Origin of the sequence: Leucobacter sp. NPDC077196 (assembly GCF_040687075.1) — a bacterium.
Taxonomy (GTDB): domain Bacteria; phylum Actinomycetota; class Actinomycetes; order Actinomycetales; family Microbacteriaceae; genus Leucobacter.
Window position 1 is genome coordinate 16,111 of the sequence record NZ_JBFBML010000021.1, and the last position, 22,180, is coordinate 38,290.

General features: G+C 67.1%; 27 protein-coding genes and 2 pseudogenes. 22 read left to right on the forward strand and 7 right to left on the reverse strand.

The features are described from left to right. From ccsB to AB0O71_RS14260, 5 genes are read left to right on the forward strand one after another with little or no spacing between them, the layout of a single operon-like run. On the forward strand, positions 1-1,008 hold the full coding sequence (gene ccsB, locus AB0O71_RS14240) for a c-type cytochrome biogenesis protein CcsB (RefSeq protein WP_010155339.1): 1,008 nt from the start codon (positions 1-3) through the stop codon (positions 1,006-1,008). A gap of 49 nt (positions 1,009-1,057) precedes the next feature. After that, the gene (lnt, locus tag AB0O71_RS14245) at positions 1,058-2,716 is read left to right on the forward strand and encodes an apolipoprotein N-acyltransferase (protein WP_010155338.1); all 1,659 of its coding nucleotides are present in this window, start codon (positions 1,058-1,060) and stop codon (positions 2,714-2,716) included. Then, the gene (locus AB0O71_RS14250; RefSeq protein WP_143025971.1) at positions 2,713-3,354 is read left to right on the forward strand and encodes a signal peptidase II; all 642 of its coding nucleotides are present in this window, start codon (positions 2,713-2,715) and stop codon (positions 3,352-3,354) included. The genes lnt and AB0O71_RS14250 overlap by 4 nt, the downstream gene beginning before the upstream one ends. Next, positions 3,351-3,698, forward strand: a complete 348-nt coding sequence (locus tag AB0O71_RS14255; protein ID WP_010155336.1) for a DUF6804 family protein — start codon at positions 3,351-3,353, stop codon at positions 3,696-3,698. The genes AB0O71_RS14250 and AB0O71_RS14255 overlap by 4 nt, the downstream gene beginning before the upstream one ends. 37 nt (positions 3,699-3,735) lie before the next feature. After that, positions 3,736-4,998: a peptidoglycan DD-metalloendopeptidase family protein gene (locus AB0O71_RS14260; protein WP_363746362.1), complete on the forward strand. Its 1,263-nt coding sequence runs from the start codon at positions 3,736-3,738 to the stop codon at positions 4,996-4,998. A gap of 25 nt (positions 4,999-5,023) precedes the next feature. Here the strand turns inward: AB0O71_RS14260 and AB0O71_RS14265 are convergent, their stop codons facing one another. Together AB0O71_RS14265 and AB0O71_RS14270 are read right to left on the reverse strand one after the other, a co-directional pair. Further along, positions 5,024-5,161 (reverse strand): hypothetical protein, encoded by a 138-nt coding sequence (locus AB0O71_RS14265; protein ID WP_196794981.1) that lies wholly within the window; start codon positions 5,159-5,161, stop codon positions 5,024-5,026. 187 nt (positions 5,162-5,348) lie between these two features. Further along, complete coding sequence (locus AB0O71_RS14270) at positions 5,349-5,669, reverse strand: hypothetical protein (protein ID WP_363746365.1); 321 nt, start codon at positions 5,667-5,669, stop codon at positions 5,349-5,351. A gap of 206 nt (positions 5,670-5,875) precedes the next feature. Between AB0O71_RS14270 and AB0O71_RS14275 the strand changes: the two genes are divergently transcribed. The 3 genes from AB0O71_RS14275 to AB0O71_RS14285 all read left to right on the forward strand — a co-directional run bounded on the left by AB0O71_RS14275 (position 5,876) and on the right by AB0O71_RS14285 (position 7,392). Continuing rightward, positions 5,876-6,076 carry a hypothetical protein gene (locus AB0O71_RS14275; RefSeq protein ID WP_029608095.1) on the forward strand — a complete coding sequence of 67 codons (201 nt, stop codon included), beginning with the start codon at positions 5,876-5,878 and terminating at the stop codon, positions 6,074-6,076. A gap of 108 nt (positions 6,077-6,184) precedes the next feature. Then, complete coding sequence (locus tag AB0O71_RS14280; protein ID WP_010155331.1) at positions 6,185-7,114, forward strand: SURF1 family protein; 930 nt, start codon at positions 6,185-6,187, stop codon at positions 7,112-7,114. 62 nt (positions 7,115-7,176) lie between these two features. Beyond that, positions 7,177-7,392 carry a hypothetical protein gene (locus tag AB0O71_RS14285; RefSeq protein ID WP_010155330.1) on the forward strand — a complete coding sequence of 72 codons (216 nt, stop codon included), beginning with the start codon at positions 7,177-7,179 and terminating at the stop codon, positions 7,390-7,392. A 111-nt stretch (positions 7,393-7,503) separates the two neighbouring features. Here AB0O71_RS14285 and AB0O71_RS14290 read toward each other — a convergent pair whose 3' ends face one another. The 3 genes from AB0O71_RS14290 to AB0O71_RS14300 are packed head-to-tail and all read right to left on the reverse strand — an operon-like array spanning position 7,504 to position 10,013. Then, the gene (locus AB0O71_RS14290) at positions 7,504-7,860 is read right to left on the reverse strand and encodes a hypothetical protein (RefSeq protein WP_363746368.1); all 357 of its coding nucleotides are present in this window, start codon (positions 7,858-7,860) and stop codon (positions 7,504-7,506) included. Positions 7,861-7,885: 25 nt separating this feature from the next. After that, positions 7,886-9,040 (reverse strand): heparan-alpha-glucosaminide N-acetyltransferase domain-containing protein, encoded by a 1,155-nt coding sequence (locus tag AB0O71_RS14295; protein ID WP_010155328.1) that lies wholly within the window; start codon positions 9,038-9,040, stop codon positions 7,886-7,888. A 31-nt stretch (positions 9,041-9,071) separates the two neighbouring features. After that, positions 9,072-10,013 (reverse strand): cation diffusion facilitator family transporter, encoded by a 942-nt coding sequence (locus AB0O71_RS14300; protein WP_010155327.1) that lies wholly within the window; start codon positions 10,011-10,013, stop codon positions 9,072-9,074. A 143-nt stretch (positions 10,014-10,156) separates the two neighbouring features. On the opposite strand from AB0O71_RS14300, the gene AB0O71_RS14305 reads away from it, so the two are divergent. After that, positions 10,157-10,537 (forward strand): metalloregulator ArsR/SmtB family transcription factor, encoded by a 381-nt coding sequence (locus tag AB0O71_RS14305; protein WP_010155326.1) that lies wholly within the window; start codon positions 10,157-10,159, stop codon positions 10,535-10,537. A 13-nt stretch (positions 10,538-10,550) separates the two neighbouring features. On the opposite strand, the gene AB0O71_RS14310 is transcribed toward AB0O71_RS14305, so the two are convergent. Then, positions 10,551-10,772 carry a hypothetical protein gene (locus AB0O71_RS14310; protein ID WP_010155325.1) on the reverse strand — a complete coding sequence of 74 codons (222 nt, stop codon included), beginning with the start codon at positions 10,770-10,772 and terminating at the stop codon, positions 10,551-10,553. An 85-nt stretch (positions 10,773-10,857) separates the two neighbouring features. Here AB0O71_RS14310 and AB0O71_RS14315 point away from each other — a divergent pair, with 85 nt between their 5' ends. The 7 genes from AB0O71_RS14315 (at position 10,858) to AB0O71_RS14345 (ending at position 17,498) form a co-directional block, all read left to right on the forward strand. Further along, complete coding sequence (locus AB0O71_RS14315; protein ID WP_010155324.1) at positions 10,858-11,235, forward strand: BlaI/MecI/CopY family transcriptional regulator; 378 nt, start codon at positions 10,858-10,860, stop codon at positions 11,233-11,235. 7 nt (positions 11,236-11,242) lie between these two features. Further along, positions 11,243-12,058 (forward strand): M56 family metallopeptidase, encoded by an 816-nt coding sequence (locus AB0O71_RS14320; RefSeq protein ID WP_363746373.1) that lies wholly within the window; start codon positions 11,243-11,245, stop codon positions 12,056-12,058. A gap of 88 nt (positions 12,059-12,146) precedes the next feature. After that, entirely contained in the window at positions 12,147-12,380 is a 234-nt protein-coding gene (locus AB0O71_RS14325) for a cation transporter (protein WP_010155322.1), read from the forward strand. Further along, positions 12,377-14,437, forward strand: coding sequence for a cytochrome c oxidase assembly protein (locus tag AB0O71_RS14330; RefSeq protein WP_010155320.1), 2,061 nt, complete (start codon positions 12,377-12,379; stop codon positions 14,435-14,437). Before AB0O71_RS14325 ends, AB0O71_RS14330 begins: the two co-directional genes overlap by 4 nt. Next, the gene (locus tag AB0O71_RS14335) at positions 14,434-16,674 is read left to right on the forward strand and encodes a heavy metal translocating P-type ATPase (protein WP_010155319.1); all 2,241 of its coding nucleotides are present in this window, start codon (positions 14,434-14,436) and stop codon (positions 16,672-16,674) included. Before AB0O71_RS14330 ends, AB0O71_RS14335 begins: the two co-directional genes overlap by 4 nt. Before the next feature lie 14 nt (positions 16,675-16,688). Continuing rightward, positions 16,689-17,159 carry a hypothetical protein gene (locus AB0O71_RS14340; RefSeq protein WP_331270904.1) on the forward strand — a complete coding sequence of 157 codons (471 nt, stop codon included), beginning with the start codon at positions 16,689-16,691 and terminating at the stop codon, positions 17,157-17,159. Positions 17,160-17,171: 12 nt separating this feature from the next. Further along, positions 17,172-17,498: a CPBP family intramembrane glutamic endopeptidase gene (locus tag AB0O71_RS14345; RefSeq protein ID WP_331270903.1), complete on the forward strand. Its 327-nt coding sequence runs from the start codon at positions 17,172-17,174 to the stop codon at positions 17,496-17,498. A gap of 3 nt (positions 17,499-17,501) precedes the next feature. On the opposite strand, the gene AB0O71_RS14350 is transcribed toward AB0O71_RS14345, so the two are convergent. Then, positions 17,502-18,110 (reverse strand): DUF5134 domain-containing protein, encoded by a 609-nt coding sequence (locus tag AB0O71_RS14350; RefSeq protein WP_010155318.1) that lies wholly within the window; start codon positions 18,108-18,110, stop codon positions 17,502-17,504. Between the two features lie 146 nt (positions 18,111-18,256). Here AB0O71_RS14350 and AB0O71_RS14355 point away from each other — a divergent pair, with 146 nt between their 5' ends. The 6 genes and pseudogenes from AB0O71_RS14355 to AB0O71_RS14380 all read left to right on the forward strand — a co-directional run. Then, positions 18,257-18,649, forward strand: a complete 393-nt coding sequence (locus AB0O71_RS14355) for a hypothetical protein (RefSeq protein WP_010155316.1) — start codon at positions 18,257-18,259, stop codon at positions 18,647-18,649. A gap of 21 nt (positions 18,650-18,670) precedes the next feature. Then, positions 18,671-19,729 (forward strand): CPBP family intramembrane glutamic endopeptidase, encoded by a 1,059-nt coding sequence (locus tag AB0O71_RS14360; RefSeq protein WP_081473299.1) that lies wholly within the window; start codon positions 18,671-18,673, stop codon positions 19,727-19,729. 71 nt (positions 19,730-19,800) lie between these two features. Continuing rightward, positions 19,801-19,908, forward strand: a pseudogene (locus AB0O71_RS14365) (multicopper oxidase domain-containing protein); the annotation flags it as partial. Between the two features lie 32 nt (positions 19,909-19,940). Continuing rightward, complete coding sequence (locus AB0O71_RS14370) at positions 19,941-20,036, forward strand: multicopper oxidase domain-containing protein (protein WP_363746381.1); 96 nt, start codon at positions 19,941-19,943, stop codon at positions 20,034-20,036. Between the two features lie 563 nt (positions 20,037-20,599). Next, a complete protein-coding gene (trxB, locus tag AB0O71_RS14375; protein ID WP_029608093.1) occupies positions 20,600-21,577 on the forward strand; it encodes a thioredoxin-disulfide reductase in 978 nt (325 codons plus the stop codon). A gap of 76 nt (positions 21,578-21,653) precedes the next feature. Beyond that, positions 21,654-22,180 (forward strand): annotated as a pseudogene (locus tag AB0O71_RS14380) (arsenical-resistance protein); the annotation flags it as partial.

Genomic DNA, 22,180 nt, shown 5'->3' on the forward strand with positions numbered 1-22,180 from the left:
ATGGATCTGCAACTGCAGGCCGCACTCGACGAGTTCTCCGTGCTCGCCGTCTGGTCGGCGATCACAATCTACGTCCTCGCGTTCCTCGCCTTCGCCTACGACCTCTCGCAGCGCGCCTCAGCCGCACCGGTCAAGCAACGAGAGGCCGTGCTCGTCGGAGCCGCCGGCGGCCCCACGCCCGCAGCGGAGAACGGGGCAGGGGAGGGGAGCCTCCGCGTGCCCGGCGCCGAGCGGTCACGGCGCTACTTCGCACGACTGGGCATCGCGTTCACCGCGCTCGGCTTCGCCCTCCATCTGGCCGCCACCGTCACGCGCGGGATCGCGGCCGAACGGGTGCCGTGGGCGAACATGTACGAGTTCGCCCTCATCGGCACCCTGCTGATCGTCGCCGTCTACCTCGTCGCCCTGCGCTGGTACGACCTCCGATTCCTCGGCGTCTTCATCGTCGGCATGGTGGTGTTCTTCCTCGGCGGCTCGACGATCTCCTTCTACGTCGAAGTGACCCCGCTGATGGATCCGCTCAAGAGCATCTGGCTCATCATCCACGTCTTCGTCGCCTCACTCGCCACCGCGCTGCTCGCGATCGCGGCAGGCCTCTCCGTGATGCAACTGCTGCAGGCACGCCGCGAACGGATCAAGACCGCCGGCGGCGACGAGGTGGCCCCCGACCGCGGCTACCTGCGCACGCTCCCGAAGGCCGACGTGCTCGAGACGCTCGCCTACCGCTTCGCGATCCTCGGCTTCATCTTCTGGACGTTCACCCTCATCGCCGGGGCGATCTGGGCGAACGAGTCCTGGGGCCGCTACTGGGGCTTCGACGTGAAAGAGGTCTGGACGTTCGTGATCTGGGTGATCTACGCGGGCTACATCCACGCCCGCGCCACCCGAGGCTGGCGAGGGACGAAGTCGGCCTGGCTGTCGCTCATCGGCTTCGCCACGGTGATCTTCAACTTCACCATCGTCAACCTCTACTTCCAGGGCCTGCACGCCTACTCCGGCGTCAGCTGAGCCGCCCCACGACCACGCCCGAGATACGAGCACCAGGAAGGAGGATGCGGTGACGACCACGGAGACACGACCGGCACAAGACGACCCCAATGCGCCCCACGCAGCGGCACCGCACGCGGCGCCGTCGTCGCGCAGCACTCCGGCCGCGCACGGCCTGCCGTGGGGCGCGGCGATCCCGGTCGCCGCCCTCTCGGGCCTGCTGCTCGACGTCGCGTTCCCGAGCGTCGGCTGGTGGCCGCTCGCCTTCCTGAGCATCGCCGGCGGCCTCTGGGCTCTCGTGGGCCGCAGCGTCGGGGGTGCGTTCCTCGTGGGCCTCGCCTACGGTGCCGCGTTCTACTTCACGCACCTCATGTGGGTCGTGCAGTTCCTCGGCCCGATCCCCTGGGTCGCGCTCGCCGGACTCGAGTCGCTGCTCTTCGCCCTCGGCGCGATCCCGATCGCGCTCGCCTACCGCTGGGGCGCGGCCCTCCGGCATCGCCTCGCCCGCACGCTGCTCCTCCCGGCGCTCATCGCGGCGCTCTGGGCCGCACGCGAACTCCTCCTCGGCACCTGGCCCTACAGCGGATTCCCCTGGGGCAGAATCGGCATGTCCCAGGCGGGCGGCCCCTTCGCCGAAGCCGCCTCCTGGGTCGGCGTCACCGGCCTCACCTTCCTCATCGTCTGGCTCTGCGCCACCGTCGTCGACTGGGCCATCCGGCCCCGGACGCGCACCAGGCTGCTCCCCGCAGCGGTGATCCTCGCTCTCCTGCTCATGCCGGCCTTCCCCACGAGCGAGGCGGGCAGCCTCCGCGTCGGCTGGGTGCAGGGCGACGGGCCCGCCGGCTACTTCGACCCGCGCAGCCCCGGCGATGTGCTCGCCGCCCAACGCGCAGCGAGCGACGCCATCCTCGGCGAAGCGATGGATCTGCTCGTCTGGCCCGAGGGCGGCGTCGACTCCGATCCGCTGAACACCCCGGCCACCGCCCGCACCCTCGACGCTGTCGTCGCCGAAGCCGGGGCCCCGCTCCTCATGAACGCGGCCACCGTGCGAGGCGAGGACACCTACAACACCTCGATGCTCTGGGAAGGCGGTGATGCTGAGCAGCTGCACGACAAGGTGAACCCCGTGCCGTTCGGCGAATATGTGCCCGACCGGTGGTTCTACGAACGCATCGTGCCAGACCTCGTCGGCCTCATCCAACGCGAATATACCCCGGGCACGAACCCACCGCTCGTCTCCGTCGACGGCATTCAGGTTGGTCTCGCGATCTGCTTTGACGTCATCTACGACACGGTGATCTGGGACGGGGCGCGTGGCGGGGCGAAGTTTTACGTCTTTCAAACCAACAACGCCGACTTTCGAGGCACCGATGAGAACCTGCAGCAGCTCGAGTTCGCACGCATGCGCGCCATCGAAACCGGTCGTGCCGTCGTGAACGTCTCGACCGTGGGCACCAGCCAGGTCATCACCCCTGACGGCACCTTTATCGACGGCGCCCCCGCCGATACACCGGACGCCGCCATCACCACCGTGCCGCTGCGCACCGGGCTCACCCCGGCCGTCCTCGTCGGCTCGACCCTCACCCTACTCATCCCCATCGCCGCGCTAAGCGGGCTCCTCACACTGGGCCTGCTCAAGGGGCGACGGAGCCGCACGACGCCCCACCCGACCGCGCCCGAATTGACCGAGAGCGGCGCATCGGCCAAACCCCCAACGAAAGCATCATGACCCACAAACCACAACACCACCCGCCCGCCGATGAGCGTACCGACCCTCCGATGCAGCCTAGGAACCGTCGCCCCTCCCGCCGACTGCTGTTCGTCTACAGCTGCGCCATTGCCGCTCTCACGATCGCGTTCGACGTGATCAGCAAGCAGCTCGCCCTGCACTTCCTCGACACAGAGAATCGCATCCCCCTGCTCGGTGATCATTTTGGGCTGCAGCTCGCCTTCAACACCGGGGCCGCGTTCTCGATCGGTTCCCAGCTCACCCCGTTCATCACGTTGCTCGGGATCGTCGCCTCCGTGCTCCTTGTCCGGGCCGCACTCCGCACGGAGCACCGCATCTATGCCGCCTCGATCGGGTTGATCCTCGGTGGGGCTTTCGGTAATCTCACTGACCGCATCTTCGCCCCGCCGGGATTCGGCAGCGGCGCGGTCACTGATTTCCTCACCTATGGGCAGCTATTTATCGGCAACATCGCCGATGTCGCGATCGGTGCCGGCGTCGTGCTTTACGGCATCGGCGCCTTGCGTCTCCACGCGGTCTCCCGCACACGAGACACCGTCGATCCTGTCGAGAATCACGAAGCCGACCCACCGACCCCCAATTCCGTGGCGACGCGAACAGAGACGACGCATCCATGAGTCAGAAACAGCAGACCCCGTCCTATCAGCGCAACGCGCTGCTCCCAGGATTTATTGCCCTCGCCACGCTCGTCGTCGGCGTCGCTTTCGTTGGCACCGAATGGTTCACCGTCTTTCGTTTTGTCATCGCGATCCTCGCGCTCATCGTCGTCTGGTTCGCGGTACAGGCCCGTCACTGGTGGTGGGTGCCCGTCTTCGTCGCGATCGCCGTGATCTGGAACCCTGTCTACCCGTTCGAGTTCAGCGGCATCTTCTGGATCCTCGCCCAGCCACTCGCCGGTAGTACTTTTCTGATCGCCGGTGCGCTCATCAAACGGTCCCGTGACACCGCACCCAAGAAGTAAGCGCCCGCATGTCTAGCAGCAACCAAGGGGATGAGAAATGAGCGCCACTACAACCGCTCGAACACGACGTATCATTGGCACCGTTTGTGTCGGCCTGATCGGGTTTGCCCTTTTCTACGGGGGCGGGGTGAGTCCCGCACACGCTGTCGAGCTGCCCACCTGGGATGACGTGCAAACCGCGAAGCAGAATGAGGCCGACGCGGGTACGAAGGTGAAGGAAATCGAAGGGCTGATCGAGCAGAGCAAGGCCGAGCTCGAACTGCTCCGCGTCGCCACCGAGCAGGCGAACGCCCGCTGGCGGGACACCGAAACCGCAGCTGCCGAAGCCGCACTCAGATCAGAAACCCTCCAAACGAAAGCCACGAAGAGTCGCGAAGAAGCAGATGCGGCCGCAAATCAGGCCGGAGCGCTCGTCGGACAAATGTATCGCTCCGGCGGTATCGACCGCAGCGCGGACATGTTTTTCGAATCCGATGCGGACACCACCGACTTGCTTCTTAACCGCCTCGCGATGATGGAGCAGGCGAGCCGCCGCAACACCACGCTCGCCGAGAATGCCGAGAACGCCCTCAACACCGCGACCTCGCTGGGCGAGCAAGCCGAGGCCGCGAGCAAAGAACGCGACCAACTCAACACCGAGGCCGAACGACTTGCTCAGACCGCCGCCGAGAATCTCGACGCGCAGCGCACCGAGTTCCTCGAGCAAGAGGCACAGCTGCGCGAGCTCGAGGCGCAGCTCGCCGCCCTAAAAGACGCGACCACCGACACCGTAGCTGGCTACGAAGAGCGCCTGCGGGACGAGGAGGAGGAGCGTCGTAAGCAGCAGCAGAGCGGTGGCAATGGCGGTGGCAGCGGCAGTGGCGGTGGAAGTGGCGGTGGCGGTGGCAGTGGTGGTGGTGGTGGCGGTGGCAGTGGTGGTGGTGCACCGGGTGGCGCTGGCTGGTATCAACCGGTACCGATCTCCTGGATCTCCACCTACTTTCGGCAGCCACCAAGTCACACTGGACTCGATCTGCCCGCCGGCTGTGGCACTCCGATCGTAGCCCCGTCGTCAGGCACTGTGGTCGTTGCCGGATGGGTTGACAACTTCGGCGGGTACATGACCTATCTGGATCAGGACAACGGCTATCAGACTCGCTTCGCCCATCAAATTGGTACACCCCCGGTGTCCTACGGACAGTGGGTGCCCGCAGGTGCCGTCATTGGATACGTAGGCAACACCGGGATGAGCTTCGGCTGCCATCTCCACTATGAAGTGCTTTCAGACGGTAATTACGTTGATCCGACCCCGTTCATCTAGCCCGATGACACCACTCGGAACTCAACTACTCAGAAAGAAAAGAAGGGGCGTGAAAGCCGTCGGATATACCCGCGCTGGCACCATCGACGAGGAGGGCACACTCGTCGACGTCGACCTGCCCCAGCCGCAACCCGGAGGGCACGATCTGCTCGTCAATGTGCATGCTGTCTCCGTGAACCCGGTGGACTGCACGATCCGCGCCACCCCGTACTGGTACCGGTCACCTCGCGTCCTCGGGTACGACGCAGTAGGCACGATCGTCAAGTTCGGCGACTTCCGTGGAGGACGAACCGCTCCTCGAGCACTTCGCTATCGGCGACCGCGTCTTCTGTGCGGGAGCGATCGACCGGTCAGGCAGCAACGTCGAATATCAGCTCGTCGATGCCCATCTCGCCGCCCATGCACCCGCCTCGCTGAGCGATGCGGAAGCGGCCGTGCTGCCGCTGGCGGCAACTCACCGCGTTGGGACTACTTTTCGACTGGCTCGAAGTGACGCGGCCCGTCCCGGGCGCGGCATCCGTCGTTGTCTTCATCGGTGGTGGCGGCGGTGTCGGCTCGATGGCCTTCCAGTTGCCGCGCGCCTTCACCAAGGCCACCGTGATCGCCACTGGTTCGCGCCCCATCACGAAGGCGTGGTGCGTGAACCTCGGTGCCCACATGTCCTCGACCACCGCGGACCGCTCGTCCCACAGGTGGCAGAATTTAACCTCGAAGCCCCCGGCTTCGTGCGCTCCACCGCAGAGTCGGTGGAGCGGCAGGAGGACATCGTCGAGCTGCTCGCCCCGCAGGGCCGCTTCGGATACACCGACCACCCCGAGCTCGACGTTCAGGCGTTCCAGGCCAAGTGCGACTCACTGCACCCCGAAGACGTGTCCAGGTGCTCCCGCCTGCACTGGCCGAGCAGGGCGAGATCCTACGGCAGGTCGGCGAGCCCGTCGCCGCCGAGAAGATCCGCAGCACGCTGACCAGCACGATCGGTGCGATCAACGCCGTCGCCCTCGCTCAAGCCCGTGGCCTCATCGAGAGCGGTACGGCGGTCGGGAAGGTCGCACTCGTAGGCTTCACCTCGCAGCCATAGCAGCGAGGCCGCCCACCTCCGGGCGGTTCAGGAAAGGATGACCGGCATGATGCTTGCCGCCCTCACGCTCCGCATCGACTGCGGCGCGCTGACCACGCCTCGCACGGCATGACCACACCGACCCCCACCACCGAGCAGCGCCCCGCTCCCGCCGGCTTCGAGCGCCCCCACGACTCGCTCCAACCGCACCCGGGCTGGTCGTTCCTGCGCTCGCGCCGCTGGTTCGGCTACTACGTCCTCCTCATCCTCTTCTGCGTCATCTGCGTCTGGCTCGCCGATTGGCAGTTCGACCGGCGAGCCGAGGCCCGAGCGGAGATCGCCCGCATCGACCAGAACTACGACGCCCCGGCCATCGCGCTCGAGGAAGCCGTGCCCGACCCAGCGAGCTTCGACGAAGACACACTGAAATGGCAGACCGCCACCTTGCAGGGCGAGTACTTCGGCGCGCCTTTCCTCGCCCGCAACCGTCCAGGCCCCGAGGGGGTCGGTTCCCACCTTCTCCAAGCGCTGCGCACCGGTCAGGGGCTTGTCTTCATCGTCGATCGCGGCTGGGTACCGGTGGACGGCAACGAGGCCAACACGGACACGGACTGGCTCGATCGCGTCCCGCTGGCCCCCACCGGGCCGGTCGGGGTCGATGTCCGGCTCCGTGCGAGCGAACCGCAGGTCGCCGGGCGCCTCTCCCAGGGCAGCACGGTCGCCAGCATCAATCTGCCCGAGCTCGCCCGAGTGGGCGGCTTCGACGAGGCCTACACCGGGGCGTATGGCATGCTCATCCGCGAAACCCCCGACGCCGCAACCGGGGTGCTACCCGAGCCGCCCGAACGCGACGAAGGCCCCCACCTCTCCTACGCGCTGCAGTGGTATGTGTTCATCCTCATCGCCGCCTTCGGTGTCGTCTACGCCGCCCGGCAGGAACATCGCGGATTGAACGCGGGCAGCGAAGCCGTCCTGCGGCAGCAGCGACGAGTCGCCGCACGCAAGGCTCAGCGCGGCACCACCGACGCCGAAGAGGAAGACGCCTTTCTTGATCAATAGTGGTCGCGATCGGTCGCATACGCCGGAACATTGTCCCATTCCGGCCATCGAAAGGAGCAGGCGTGGAGATCGCCGTCTGGATCACGCAGCTGCTCATCATGTCCGCCCTGATCGCCGTCATCGGCGTCGCCGGCGTACCCCCGTGCGACGGGCGCGAGGACCCGACCGTGCGCGAGGAGTTCGACGACTTCGTCTACCGCTCGCGCAGACTCGGCTCACGCCTCAAGCGCCGATGGCGGCAGCGCGGCAAGCGGGAGAAACGGCCACCGCGCCGCTGACGAGAGCCTGTTCGCGACAGTGAGCCGCCCCAGTCTCGTGCTTCGGCTCCTGGGGTGGCCAGTCGCTCGACGACATCCGCGCATCCCCACTGGCGAATGGCCGCCTGCCGCTTACCCCCAGATCACCATCATGCGGTAGACCATGACGGCGACGGCGAAGTTCACGACGACGAGCACGAGGTTCGCGGTGTGTTTGCGGTCGACGAGCGCCCAGAACGCCGCCCCGAACGGGATGAGCAACGCAACGATGAGATACATCCAGAACTCGAGCGGATCACCCTCGGCGGGATTGCCCGCGCCCGGCTGCACGATACCGACGACGAGCTGCGCGATGAGCAGTACCCCGACGAGCAGGGTCGCCCCGAGCGTGTAGTCGTTCGGCCCGCGCTTGCGGGCGTACTCGACGATGCACACGAGCATCGCGAGCAGGGCGACGACGATCTGGGCGATGCCGAACCAGACGATCATGCGGCGGCAAGGGCGGGGTCGACGGTCACGGCTCAAGACTATTCTGGCGCTGCTGCGCATTTGCCCCAGAGGAGGCTGGCGGCCCGCCGAGCCGGGAAAGCCGACCGATCAACGCTTCCAGCGGCCCCTGCCCGACCAGCAGACTCCACGCCACGGAGAGCCCCACCGTCGCAAGCGTGATCGGCAGGAAGGGGTCGAGGTCGCGGAAGGCATGCTCGTGCGCGGAGCCGAGCAGCATCGTCGACGCGACCGCCCACACCACGATCTGCAGCACATAGGCCGTCAACGGCATCGACCCCACCGCCCGAAGCGGGAAGGTCAGCCAGGGCAACCTGCCGCCTGCGCACAGCAGCAGGCCCAGGCCGATCGCCGCGATCGCGAAGCCGCCGCTCCCGATCGCCTCGAGCACCCCGCTCGAATGCGGATCCGCCGTCCACCAGGCCTCGAGGAACGAGCGATCAGCCGACTCGTCCGACGACGCCGGGCCGGGGGAGAGGCTGTACCCGACCACCGCCAGCAGCGTGCCGATACCGAGCGTCGCCCACTGCACCCGACGAGACCGGAGCCCCGCGCGCGCGAGCCCGAGGCCGGCGAGCGTGAATGCGACCCACAGCGGAAACGGGTAGTTCCACCCGATGTACAGGCCGAGGAGCCAGCCCTCATAGCTCTCCCACCACGGCGAGGCGTTCGCCCTCACGACCAGGGGCGAGGCCACGAACGCGACGATCGCGGCCGCGAAGAAGAGCCGCGAGGCGCGCTGTGCAAGCAGGGGGAGCGCCAGCACGAAGATGACCGCATACGTCGGCAGGATAATCGCCGCCGGCACGTCGAGGCTGATGAGCAGCACGCCGAGCAGCCAGATCAGCAGGGCTCGGATCACCACCCTGAGCCTCGCACGGCCGAGACCGGCGCCCTGCGGGGGCGTCGAGCCGCCCGTGGACAGTCCGAGCGAGACACCGGCGAGCGTGGCGAAGAGGATCGAGGAGCGGCCGTTCACGATGGAGCCCCACGTCGACGGCTCCGTCCACGAGAGCGAGCCGAGCCAGAGCAGATGCGCCGCCAGCATCCCCATCACTGCGAGACCGCGGGCGAGGTCGACCCCCGCGACCCGGCCAGGCCCGTTTAGCCGATACCAGTTCTGCGCGATGCGACAGCGCAGCGGAGCCGTGACGGTGCCCATCACGCTCCGCCGTCGCTCCCGCGCCGTCTGCTCATGGGTGCGTAACGCCCACCGGTTCGTCCTCGCTGATGTGCGCCGTCTCGATCTGGAAGGTCGAGTGGTTGACCGACACCTCGAAGTGCTCGGCCACGCACGCCTTCACCGCATGGAGCATCTCGGCCGCATGCCCATCGGTGAAGCACTCGTCCTCGACGACGACGTGGGCGGTGATCGTCGGCAGGCCGGTCGCGACCGTCGAGGCGTGCAGATCGTGCACATCCTTGACGTGCTCGAGTTCGAGGATGTGCGCCCGCACCGCGTCGAGATCGAGGCCCTTGGGGGTGAACTCCATGAGCACGCTCGTCGTCTCGCGCATCAGCTTGAAGGCGCGGGGCACGATGAGCGCCGCGATGAAGAGGCCGGCGAGGGCATCGGCGCGCTGGAAACCAGTCATTGCGATCACGATCGCGGCGACGATCACGCCCAGGGAGCCGAGCGCGTCGTTGAGCACCTCGAGGAACGCGGCCCGCATGTTGAAGTTCGCGCCGCGGCTCGAGGAGAGGATGAGGATGGCGGTGATGTTCGCGACGAGGCCGACGATGCCGAAGACCAGCAGCTCGGTCGCGGGCACCTCCGGCGGCTCGAAGAGGCGCCGGATGCCCTCGATGGCCGTGTAGAAGCCGACCACGAGCAGCAGCGTCGCCTGCCCGAGTGCGGCGATCACCTCGATGCGGCGGAACCCCCAAGTGCGCGTCGACGTTGCCGGCCGCAGCATCAGCGTCGCAGCGATCAGCGCGACCAGCAGCCCCGAGGCGTCGGTGATGGCATGCGCGGTGTCAGTGAGCAGGGCGAGACTGCCGGTGATGACGGAGCCGACAGCCTGCGCCACGACAATCGTCGCGGTGATGCCGAAGGCGATCCAGAGCTTGCGACGGTAGTCGCCGGGCTGCCCCACCTCGGCCGCGCTCGGCCCGTGATCATGTCCTGCACCCATTCGGGATCTCCGTTCGTGTTCGATACCGGCCAATGCACTTCATTATATAGATAACATCGCCGTTTGACGATGTTATCTTTCGTGGGTGGACTGCGGGCATCGCTGGCCTAGAGTGATTGCCGAATCGGAGATAACATCGTCACATGACGATGCAAGCCGAACGATCGCACGAGCTCCCGACAATCGCCGAAGCCGAGGCGCTCACCTCCGCAGCGGCTCTCTTCCACAGCCTCGGAGACCCGTCCCGCCTGGTGATCCTGCAGCACCTGCAGCTCGGCGAGCACCGCGTAGTCGACCTAGTGAAGCACCTCGGGCTCTCCCAGAGCACCGTCTCCAAGCACCTCGCCTGCTTGAAAGACACCGGCATGGTCGTTTCGCGAGCGGTGGGTCGGGCCTCAATGTACTCCCTCGCGCATCCCGACGCCGTCGTCGCGATCCTCGCCGCGGCCGAGAAGATGCTCGCACTCACCGGAGACGCGGTGCGTCTGTGCCCCATGCATCATGACGGCATCGGAGCTCACTGATCGGCCAGCGCGCTCACTGCGGCGGCTCCTCGGCAGGACCCGTCTCGGCGACCGCCGACGGCTGCTGCTTCGGCGGGAGACCCGCCTTCGCCCGCTCCTCGTCCTCGATCTGCTTATAGACCCGGCGCTCCGTGCGATCGGCCCGCGAGATCGCACGGATCACGAACCAGAAGAAGGCGCCGATGATCACCGATGGGGTGAGCGACCAGAGCGCATTCGCCCACCATTTCTCCATGCGCAGAGGCTACTGTTGCATGCTGTGAGAACGATCCACTAACTCGACGAGATGTAGAGTTAAAAACCTGACAAGGAGGGACGACATGGCAGGGGCGCGCAAACGCAAATGGGGCGGGCTCGAAGACGAGGTCATGCAACGCCTCCACGCCCAGGAATGGGCTGTGAGCGCACGCGAGCTGCAAGCCATGTTCAGCGAACCCGTGCCGGCCTACACGACCCTCATGACCGCCCTCACCCGCTTGGAGGGGAAAGGCCGCGTCGAACGGATCGGCGACTCCCCGCGCAAGATCAGCTTCCGCCCGCTGCGCTCGAGCGAAGAAGAAGCGAGCGAGACGATGACCTCGGCACTCGACCAGGCCGCCGACCGTCGGGCCGCCCTGCTCGCCTTCGCCGGCAACCTCGCCGACGACGACGTTACCGCGCTCATGGACGCCTTCGGCGGGGCGAAGCACGAAGCGTAGCCCGACCGTGTTGCTCCTCGCTCTCGTTCTCCTGGGCACGGCCGTCGCTCTCGCCGTGCTCTGCCCGCGTGTGCTCACCGTGGGACGCTGGCACCTCTTTCACCCCAGAGCCGCACTGACGGTCTGGTTCGGGTCGTTCGGCGTGGGCATCGTGACCGCCCTCGCCGGCATCGCCCTCGGCGTCGTCGCCGTCGAGTCGCTGCGGCACGCCTTCCCGCACACCACCAGCGTGACCGTGTCGGCGGCGATCTGGGTCGCTGCCGGGATCGCCGGCGTCATCCTCGTCTTCGCCTGTACCTTCGCGGGCTCGCTGCAGTCCCTCCGTCCGGCCTCCCACTCCCACGCGATCGCCTACGCCAGGGACGAGCACATCGGCTTCGCCCTCGTCCGCTTCCACTCGGAGACTCCCGAAGCATATGCCGTCCCCGGCAGGAGACCCGAGATCTTCGTCTCCTCCGCCATGGAGCAGCTCCTCACCCGGCCGCAGCTGCAAGCCGTGCTCGCACACGAGTTCGCCCACCTGCGCCACCAGCACGGGCTCGCCATCCGCATCGCCCAACTCAACGCGCTCTTCCTGCCGGGTACCCGTGCCAGCCGAGCGCTCGAGCGCGCCACCCGTGTGCAGATCGAGCTCGCCGCCGACGACGCCGCCGCCCGGCAGGTCGGCGCCGCGCACCTCGCGAATGCGCTCATCGTTCTCGCGGCCGCAACCCAGGACGTCGGCATGACCCTCCGCGCCCAGCGCCTCACCCGGAAGCGCTGGCCGACCCCGCGGCGTCGTCGCATCCCGCAGGGTATGCACGCCGCCGCCCAGCTGCGCTGATCCCGGCGCGCCGGCCGCTCGCGCCAAGCTCCCATACGTCTACATCTTGTAGTCTTATACGAGTATTCCGAGGAGAGGACGACGGGCGATGGACGCGACTAGCAAGCAGGAGCTCACCGTCAGCGGCATGACCTGCGACCACTGCGCCCAGACGCTGACCACGGCAGTCAGCGCGCTCAGCGGCGTCGACACCGTCGAGGTCGACGTGACCTCCGGGCGGGCGATCCTGCACGCCGCGCACCCCCTCAGCACCGATGCCCTCGCCGCGGCCGTCAGCGAGGCAGGCTTCGAACTCACCGCCGTCCGCGAGCGAGCACGATGAGCAGCAGCGCGATCCCGATCGCGCCCGCCGGGACACCGGGGGAGCGCCCACCACGTCGCACCGCCCTCGCTCCGGCGATCGTGGCACTTGGGATCATCGCGATCATTGTCCCCCCGATCATCGCCACACTCCGCATCGGACCGACCGCCTACGAGCAGATCTACCTCACCTTCCCCGGCTTCGACGTCGCCGTGCCGACCGCGTTCGGCCAGGGCCTCGGCGATCTCGCCGCCATGCTCACCCTCGGCGCCCTGCTGTACCTCCTGTTCTTCCGCGACGCCCGCGGCAAACAAGCCAAGCGGATCGAGCCGTGCCTCGAGCTCACCGTGCTGCGCATCGCCTCCGTCTCCTGGGCGATGGTGTCGGCCGCCATGGTGGTCTTCGAAGCGCTCGACAGCAGCGGCATGCCCTTCGCGCGCCTCAGCGAGCCGGGCGCATTCGCGTTCCTCTACGAGACGAGCGCCTTCCCGCGCGCCTGGACGGTGTCCTTGCTCGCAGCCGTCATCACCTCGCTCGTCTGCCAGTTCGTCACCCGCTGGACAGGGCTCCTCATCCCACTCTGGGCAACCTGCTTCGGCATCCTCGCCCCCGTCGTCGTCGGGCAGATCCTCGTCGGCCCGAACCACGACCTCGGCAGCGACGCCGGCACCTACCAGACCCTCGCCACCGGCGCGGTCTTCGGCGTCATCATCATCGCCGCCATCCGCGCCGCGCAGGGCCGCAGGTTCGACCCGGTCATCGTTACCCGACTCACCAGGTTCGTGCTCGTCGGCATCCCGCTGATCGTCGCCACCGACGTACTCTTGACCTGGTTCAAGCTCGCCGGATCTGGCCTCCTCGACTCCGAGACCGGGTGGCAGATCCTCGCCCGCTGGACATGCCTGGCACTCCTCATCGTCGCTCTGCTCGGCTGGCGCGCGGCGCAGCGCGCGAACCCGGCCCAGCCAGCGCTCCTACCGCCCGCCATCGCGACCCTCGCGATCACCGGCTGGATCGGGATCACCGCAGCGATGACGAGGATCCCGCCGCCCCACTACTTCCAGCCCACGACGATCTCGCAGGTGTTCCTCGGCTTCAACGTCGATGAGCCGCCGTCGCTGCTCGTCTGGTTCACACACTGGCGGCCCAACGTCCTCTTCATCGTGCTCGCGATCGCCGCCGTCGCCGCTTACCTCTGGGCCGTGCGCGTCCTGCGCAGACGCGGCGACACCTGGCCGCTTGGCCGCACGATCTCGTGGATCGGCGGCTGGTGCGTCATCGTGTTCGCAACGAGCTCCGGCTTCGGGAAGTACTCGGCTCCCGACTTCGGCACGCACATGATCGTGCACATGAGCCTGAACATGCTCGCCCCGATCCTTCTGGTGATGGGCGGCATCATCACCCTGCTGCTGCGCGCGACCCGCGCCGACCCGACGAGGCCCGCAGGCCTGCACCACTGGATCACCTGGGTGCTGCACTGGAAGGTGCTCCGCTTCGTCTTCAACCCGCTGTTCGTGTTCGCGCTCTTCGTCGGCTCCTACTACGGGCTCTACTTCACCGGAATCTTCGAAGAGGGCATGCGCTTCCACTGGGCACACCAGCTCATGAACATCCACTTCATCATCGCCGGATACCTCTTCTACGGGCTCGTGATCGGCGTCGACCGGCCGCCTCGACCCCTCCCGCACATCGGCAAACTCGGCTTCGTACTTGCAGCGATGCCGTTCCACGCCTTCTTCGGCGTGATCCTGATGATGGCCGACGGCGAGTGGATCGCAGAGAACTTCTACCTCTACTTCGGGCTGCCCTGGACAGACCTCCAAGCCTCCCAGTACCTCGGCGGCGGCGTCGCCTGGGCCGGCGGCGAGCTGCCGCTGCTGCTCGTCATCATTGCACTCGGCATCCAATGGTCGCGGCAGGACGCGAAGGAGGCCCGCCGCAAGGATCGGCACATGGACTCCGGCCGCGACGAGGAGTTCGACGACTACAACAAGATGCTCGAAACCCTCTCCAACCGACGCCAGGCCACCGGCCCCAGACGGCCCGCGCCCCAGAGCGACGAGGAGCCCCAGCCGTGAACACGGCCACGGACATCGCCGAGCCACTGCAGCTCGACGTCTCAGGCATGACCTGCGCCGCATGCGCGGGCCGCGTCGAGCGTGCCCTGAACAAGGTCGACGGCGTCACCGCGAGCGTGAACTACGCGACCGAGCGCGCCATCGTTTCCGGCCTCGGCACCGCGCGAGCGAGCGAGGCCCTCGAGCGCGTCGAGAAAGCCGGCTACGGCGCCCGCATCCACGACGACGCCGACGACGCCTGGTCGAAGCGCGCCACCGAGGTACGCATCACCTCGCTACGCAGACGGCTCATCCTCGCCGCCGTGCTCACCGTGCCGCTCATGGATCTCACGATTGTGCTCGCCCTCGTCCCCGAGTGGCGCTTCCCCGGCTGGGAGTGGCTCTGCGTCGCCCTCGCCGTCCCGATCGTCACCTGGGCGGCCTGGCCGTTCCACAAGGCCACCCTCAGAAACCTCCGCCATGGCGACGTCAGCATGGACACCCTCGTCTCCCTCGGCATCACCGCCTCCTTCGGCTGGTCGGTCGTGACGCTGCTGTTCGGCATCGAAGGGAGCGGGGCCGGGTACTGGCTCGGCATCGGCGCCACCCCAGAGGGGGCGAACGCCATCTACCTCGACGTCGCAGCCGGCATGACGACCTTCCAGCTCGCGGGCCGCTACTTCGAAACCCGCTCCCGCCGTAAAGCGGGCGACGTGCTCGGCGCCCTGAGCGAGCTCGCCGCCACGCACGTCCGCATCCAACGCGACGGCACCGAGGAGATTGTGCCCGCCTCGGCACTCCGCGTCGACGACGTGTTCGTCGTGCTCCCCGGCGAAACCCTCCCCGCCGACGGCATCGTGATCGCGGGCCTCTCCGACATCGACGCCAGTATGCTCACCGGCGAACCGCTCCCCGTCGCAGCCGGCAGCGGTGACACCGTGATCGGCGGCACAATCAGCATCAACGGTCGCCTCGAGGTGCGCACGAGTTCCGTGGGTGCGCACACCCAGCTCGCGCAGATGGCCGCCCTCGCCGAGCAAGCCCAGGCACGCAAAGCGCGCGTGCAGACCCTCGTGGATCGCGTCACCCGCTACTTCGTGCCCGGCGTGATCGTCCTCGCCATCCTCGTCACCGCCGGGTGGATGCTCGCCGGCCGCTCCTTCGAGGAAGCCTTCGGGATCGGCATCTCCACCCTCATCATCGCCTGCCCCTGCGCCTTGGGGCTCGCCACCCCAACCGCGCTCATGGTCGGCATCGGCCGCGGCGCCAGCCTCGGGATCCTCGTCAAGGGGCAGGACGCGCTCGAGGCGAGCGGCACGATCAGCACCGTGGTGCTCGACAAGACCGGCACCCTCACCACCGGCGAGATGAGCGTGCGCAGCATCGCCACCGTCCCTGGCGTCGCAGAGCACGAGCTATTGCGCCTCGCCGCCTCAGTCGAGCAAGGGTCTGAGCACCTCATCGCCCGAGCCATCGTCGCGGCCGCGAATCAGCAGATCACCGACCTCGACCCCGTCAGAGACTTCGTCGCCGTACCCGGCCGGGGCGCTTCTGGCACCGTCGCCGGCGACACCGTCATGATCGGCAGCCTCGCTTACCTAAACGAGCAGGGCGTGTCCACCGGTGCCGCCCGCGTCTACCTCAGCGAAGCCGACCCCACGGAATCGGCCGTGTTCGTCGCCCAGGCGGGACGCCTCATCGGACGCTTCGGCCTCGCCGACACCATCAAATTGAATGCCCGAGCTGCGATCCAGGCGCTCCGGCAGCAGGGTCTCACCACGGTGCTGCTCACCGGCGACTCCCGCGTCGTCGCCGAGGAGATCGCCGGCACCCTCGGCATCGACCGCGTCTGTGCCGAAGTGCTGCCCGCCGAGAAGGCCGATGCGATCCGCGAGCTGCAAGCCGCGGGGGAGCGTGTCGCCATGGTCGGCGACGGCATCAATGACGCCGTCGCCCTCGCCGCCGCCGACCTCGGCCTTGCCGTCGTTTCCGGCACCGACATCGCCCTCAAGTCGGCCGATATTATCCTCGTGCGGGAAGATCTCGCCGTGATCCCCGAGGCGATCGAGCTGTCGCGGCGTACCCTGCGCACCATCCGAGTGAACCTGGGCTGGGCGTTTGGCTACAATCTCGCCGCGATCCCGATCGCCTCCGCCGGATTCCTGAACCCCCTGATCGCTGCCGGTGCGATGGCGCTCTCCTCGGTGCTCGTCGTGTTCAACAGCCTCCGGCTGCAGAACTACCGCCGCAGGGCCTAGCCGGGGTGCCCCAGATGCGACCGCCCCAGTATGCGCGCTTCGACGTCGCCCCGATCTCGAAGCGCCGACTGCGCTGGGAGCTCACGATCGTGCTCGCCCTGTCCTTCGGCTACGCGGGCGTGCAGTCGATCATCACGATCCTGCGCCGCCTCAGCCAAGAGACCGTGCTCGCCTCACAGACCGCCACGATCAACCGGCCGCTCGCCGAGCAGTCCCTTTTCGACCTCGCCTACCAGCTGCCCGGCTTCATCGGGGAACTCGCGCCCGTCGGACTCGTGGCGTACCTGCTCTGGCGCAGTGCCGCCCCGCGCCTCGGGAACCTCGGCCTCGGCCGGCTCCCCGGCAAGAGCGGCCAGTGGTGGCTGGCCGACGCCGGCTGGGGCGTCGTGCTCGCGGCTGCGATCGGCATCCCGGGACTCGTGTTCTATCTCTTCTCGCGCATCATCAACGCGAACGTCGTGCCGACCGCTCTCGACGCCTACTGATGGATAGTGCCCGTGCTGATCCTCTCCGCTCTGCGCGCAGCCCTCGGCGAAGAGCTCATCGTCGTCGCCTACTTCTTCGATCGCATGCGCCGGCTCGGGGTCGGCCCGCTCGCCACCATCGTCTCGAGCGCGCTGCTGCGCGGCAGCTACCCCTTCTACCAGGGCATCGGCGCGTTCATCGGCAACATCGTGATGGGGCTCCTCTTCGGCTGGGTGTACCACCGCTGGGGGCGGTCGTTGCCGCTCATCATCGCGCACTGGCTGCTCAACATCGTCAGCTTCGTCGGCTGCCCGCTCGCACTGCTGCTCTGGCCCGCCCTCTTCGAAGTCGCGCCCTAGCCGCTACCCGTTCATGAGCAGCAGCATCGCTGCCATACCCGCCGCCATCAGGCAGTGGCAGAGCGCATGCAGCCGCTCGCCGCGGATCGTCGCCGCACGGTACGTCCACCACAGCGCGATCGCCGCACTGCCTGCGACAAAGACCCCGTTCAGCACGTCGACCCAGAGCGGGGTCGACATCGCCATCATTATCGCCCCGTCAGCGGCCTCACCGTGGCCGCCACCATGCTCCCCGCTGCTCATGTCCGCCATGAGCAGCGGCATCACCGCGATCATCCACACCATCGCGGCCGCGAGCCAGATGTGCCCGGCGAGATCCACGCGACGGGCCAACAGCGCCGCCTTCCAGAGTCCCGGCATCAGCGCGAGCGCGAGCACGGTGAAGACCACGATCTGCGCCCAGTTCGATGCCGCCGGAATCGACATCATCCAGCACATCGCGATCATCCCGGCGCTCATCACCAGGTGCATGAGGTGGATCGCCAGCGACTCGAGCACCGGGCCGCGCGGCGCCCCAGCCGACGGTCGATGCGCGATGAGGCGCACGAGGCAGTACACCCCGGTGAACGCGAAGACGACGGTGAGGATCAGATTCCACGGGGCAGTCAGCATACCCACGAGCTTACAACTACATCATGTAGAGTACGGGCGAGGCCCGCACCCCTCACAGTTCCCCGAACCAGGGGCAGGGGAGGACACACCCCGGGCGCCCGGCGCGGCCCAGAACCCCTGCGGCGTCCGCGAAAGGAACAATGACCATGACCGGACTCACCTTCGCCGTCGGCGGCATCCTCACCGCCACCGGCGTGATCGCCTACGTCGCCTCCGACGCGAGCAGCCTGACCGCCCTCATCCCCGCAGCGCTCGGCGTGCTCATCCTCATCGCCGCCTTCATCTCACGCGCGCCGAAGGCCCGCCGGCACGCGCTCCACGCCGCCCTCGCGATCGCCCTCCTCGGCATCGCCGGTACCGCCATGAACGTGATGAAGCTCGGGGAGCTCTTCGCCGGTACCGCCGAGCGCCCGAACGCAGTGATCGCGAGCACCGTCACCTTCGTCGTCCTCCTCGTGTTCCTCGTCGCCGGCATCGCCTTTTTCGTGCGCGCCCGCCGCTACCGCGCCGCCCAAGACCCGGCGAACGCCACCGCCTGACCCGCAGCTGCAGACCCCAGCATGTCCAGTCCCGCACCCGAGCCGCGCCCGCCGTCTGCGGTGCCGCCGTCCTGGGGCTGGGCGCGGGGGTCGCAGCAGCTGCGCACCGTGAAGACCGAACCGCTCGACTACCATCGCCTGCTGCGCGGCGCCCCCGCCTACCGGTGGTGGAAGCCGCTCGCCCTGCTCCTGCTCTCGGGCGTGTTCTTCGGCATCCTCACCGTGGTGGTCACGGTGGCCGTCATCCCGGTGCTGATGCTCACGGATCCCGACTACCCCACGCAGGTCGCCGCAGGCACCGCCGCCGCACTCGACACCCAGCGGCCCGTGTCGGTGCTCGTGAGCATGGTGTCGATCATCATCATGCTCCCGGCCGTGCTGCTCGCGATGCTCGTCATGGGCATGCGACCCACCGGCCGGATCTGGTCGGTCGCCACCCGTATGCGCTGGGGGCTCCTCGGCAGGCTGCTCGGCGTCTCCGTGCTCGCGATCGCCGTCATGAACCTCGTCGGCATCGCCGCAGGCGCGCTCCTCGATCCCGCCACCGATGCCGCAGCTGCTACCAGCGACACGGTCTTCGACGCGCGCGCCGCCGTGCTGTCGATGCTGCTCGTGCTCATCCTGGTGCCGCTGCAATCCACCGCCGAGGAGGTCGTCTTCCGCGGACTCTTCATGCAAGTGCTCGGGGCGTGGCTCAGAAACCCCTGGTTCGCGATCCTCATCCCCTCGATCGGATTCGCGTTCCTCCATATCTACGACATCTGGGGGCTCCTCGCCGTCGGGCTGCTCGGCGTCGTCTCCGCCTGGCTCACCTGGCGCACCGGCGGCCTCGAGGCGGCGATCGCGATCCACATCGTTAACAATTACGTCGCCTTCGGCATCATGGCCTCGGGTCTCACCGGGGAGACCGCGCAGATCGCAGGCGACGGCAGGCCGGCCGGGCTGATCGGCCAGATCGCCGGCCTCGCCCTCTTTATGTGGCTCACACTGCGTGCCTTCACCCGAGGCGGACACGGCAGGAAGCGCATCGACCCCATCCAGAGCCCCGCCGCTCCACACGAGACCACCCCCGAGCCGTAGCATGGAGCCGCGCTGAGCGGATGAACGCCGCAGTTTGAAGCCATCCTCGCGCCGAGCGGGGCTACAACGGCGCCTTCGCTGGCCCCACGCTGCGAACCACCGAGGGCGATCGGATATGCATCGTCGTGCGCAACGAGCTCCCCGAGACGACGACCGTGCGCTGGCATGGCGTGAAATTCCCGGCGCAATACGACGTCGGCCCCACCGGCCCATCCCCGGCGAGGAATGGATCGCTGAGTGGGAGGTCGAGCAGGCGGCAGCGACCTGCTGGTACCACCCGCACGCCCACGGCACCGCCGAAGCGTAGGTGGGCCGCGGACTGATGAGCCTGTTCCTCCTCAACGCCGAGTTCGGTCACAGCACCGACCTCGACTGGCCCTACATGTGCCACTGCCACTGGCTCATGCATCACGACATGGGAACATAGGGCAGTTCATCGTGATCCACGATGCTTAGGAGCCGCCCACCGTGATCAGAATCCCGCCGTGCACGCGGCCAACACCGCAGCGTGTTCTACGCACACACCGTCACCCGCTCCTCCCAATGCGTCGTCGCCCGGCGCGTGACTATCCCACGCTTCGTGCTGCGGGGCATCAGAACCCGTGACTATCGGGTTCGCGACAGGCACACTGCACGGCCACAGCGATCTACTAGCCGACCAGAAGGACTGACTGAGGAAGCCAGAAGCCTCTCACGGGTCAGCGCACGTAAGGGAGCGGCGGTAAAGGACGCGCGTTTAGCCTACATCCCGATGACGCATGGTGTTCCCTGAGCCGTACGCGAGGCTGCAATCGGTCCGAGCGGATCGGCAGCACACAAAATTCATCGTGGACGGTCACACTCTGTATCGATCTGTGTCAATATAGATGCATGTCTAATCAAGAAGTTGACGTTCTGATCGTGGGGTCTGGCCCGGCTGGTTATACCGCAGCGGTGTACGCCGCTCGTGCGGGACTCGCACCCGTGGTTCTTGCCGGATCGATCAGCGCCGGGGGCGCGTTGATGACCACCACCGAAGTCGAGAATTTCCCCGGGTTTGTCGACGGTATTCAGGGACCTGACCTCATGGAATCGATGCGCGCCCAGGCCGAGCGATTCGGTGCCCGCATCATTGTCGATGACGCGGCCAGCCTCGACCTCACCGGTTCACTCAAAACAGCAGTGACCGGTGGGGGAGACACGTACCAGTCTCGTGCCGTCATTCTTGCTATGGGGTCGGCTTACCGGAAGTTGCATCTTGCTGACGAGGAGCGGCTGACGGGCCACGGGGTGTCGTGGTGTGCGACGTGCGATGGGTTCTTTTTCCGAGATCAGGAGATCGTGGTTGTCGGTGGAGGTGACTCAGCGATGGAGGAAGCACTCTTTCTTACTCGCTTCGCGTCGAAGGTCACGATCGTGCACCGGCGCAGCGAGTTCCGCGCATCCAAGATCATGGCGCAGCGAGTCCTCGACCATCCCAAAATCGATGTCGCCTGGAACAGCGAGATCGCGGAACTCACCGGAGAGGAATCGGTGCGAGCAGTCTCACTGCGCGACACGCAAACGGGTGAGCTACGAACAATCGAGGTCACCGGCGTATTCGTCGCAATCGGCCACGACCCGCGTTCGGAGCTCGTAACGGGCACCATTGATACAGACGCCGATGGGTACGTGCAAGTCGCACATCCATCAACCCGCACCAACATCCCAGGGGTGTTCGCTGCAGGCGACCTGGTCGACCACACCTATCGTCAAGCCATAACCGCTGCCGGGACGGGCTGCGCTGCCGCCCAGGACGCCCAACACTTCCTCAGCACTCTCGATCACATGATGGATACCCATCCGCGGTCCGAGGAGGTTTTCGCATGACTCTCGCAACCACCATTACCGTCACCGATGCCCACCCGGAGCCTGTCATCGTCGAAAAAATGGAGGCGCTCCACGCATGAGCACCCGAACGACCCCCACCGCACCATCTGCGACACGCAAGCTGTCAACGCTCGACCGTTGGCTACCGCTCTGGATCGGGCTAGCCATGGTCGCCGGCCTCCTACTGGGACGGTTCATTCCTGGCGTTTCTACGGTGCTCGCGCACCTCGAAGTTGGTGGGATCTCGGTCCCCATCGCTCTGGCGTTGCTGATCATGATGTACCCCGTTCTCGCGAAAGTACGCTACGACAAGGTCGCAGCCGTCGCCGGGGACAGGAAACTCTTGATCTCTTCGCTCGCGCTGAACTGGGTCATCGGGCCGGCCCTGATGTTTGCTCTGGCATGGATGTTTCTTCCCGATCTCCCCGAATACCGTACCGGGCTGATTATCGTGGGGCTCGCCCGCTGCATCGCGATGGTCGTTATCTGGAATGATCTCGCCTGTGGCGACCGTGAAGCTGCCGCGGTCCTCGTAGCGATCAACTCAATCTTCCAAGTTGTCGCGTTCTCCCTCTTGGGATGGTTCTACCTCACCATCCTCCC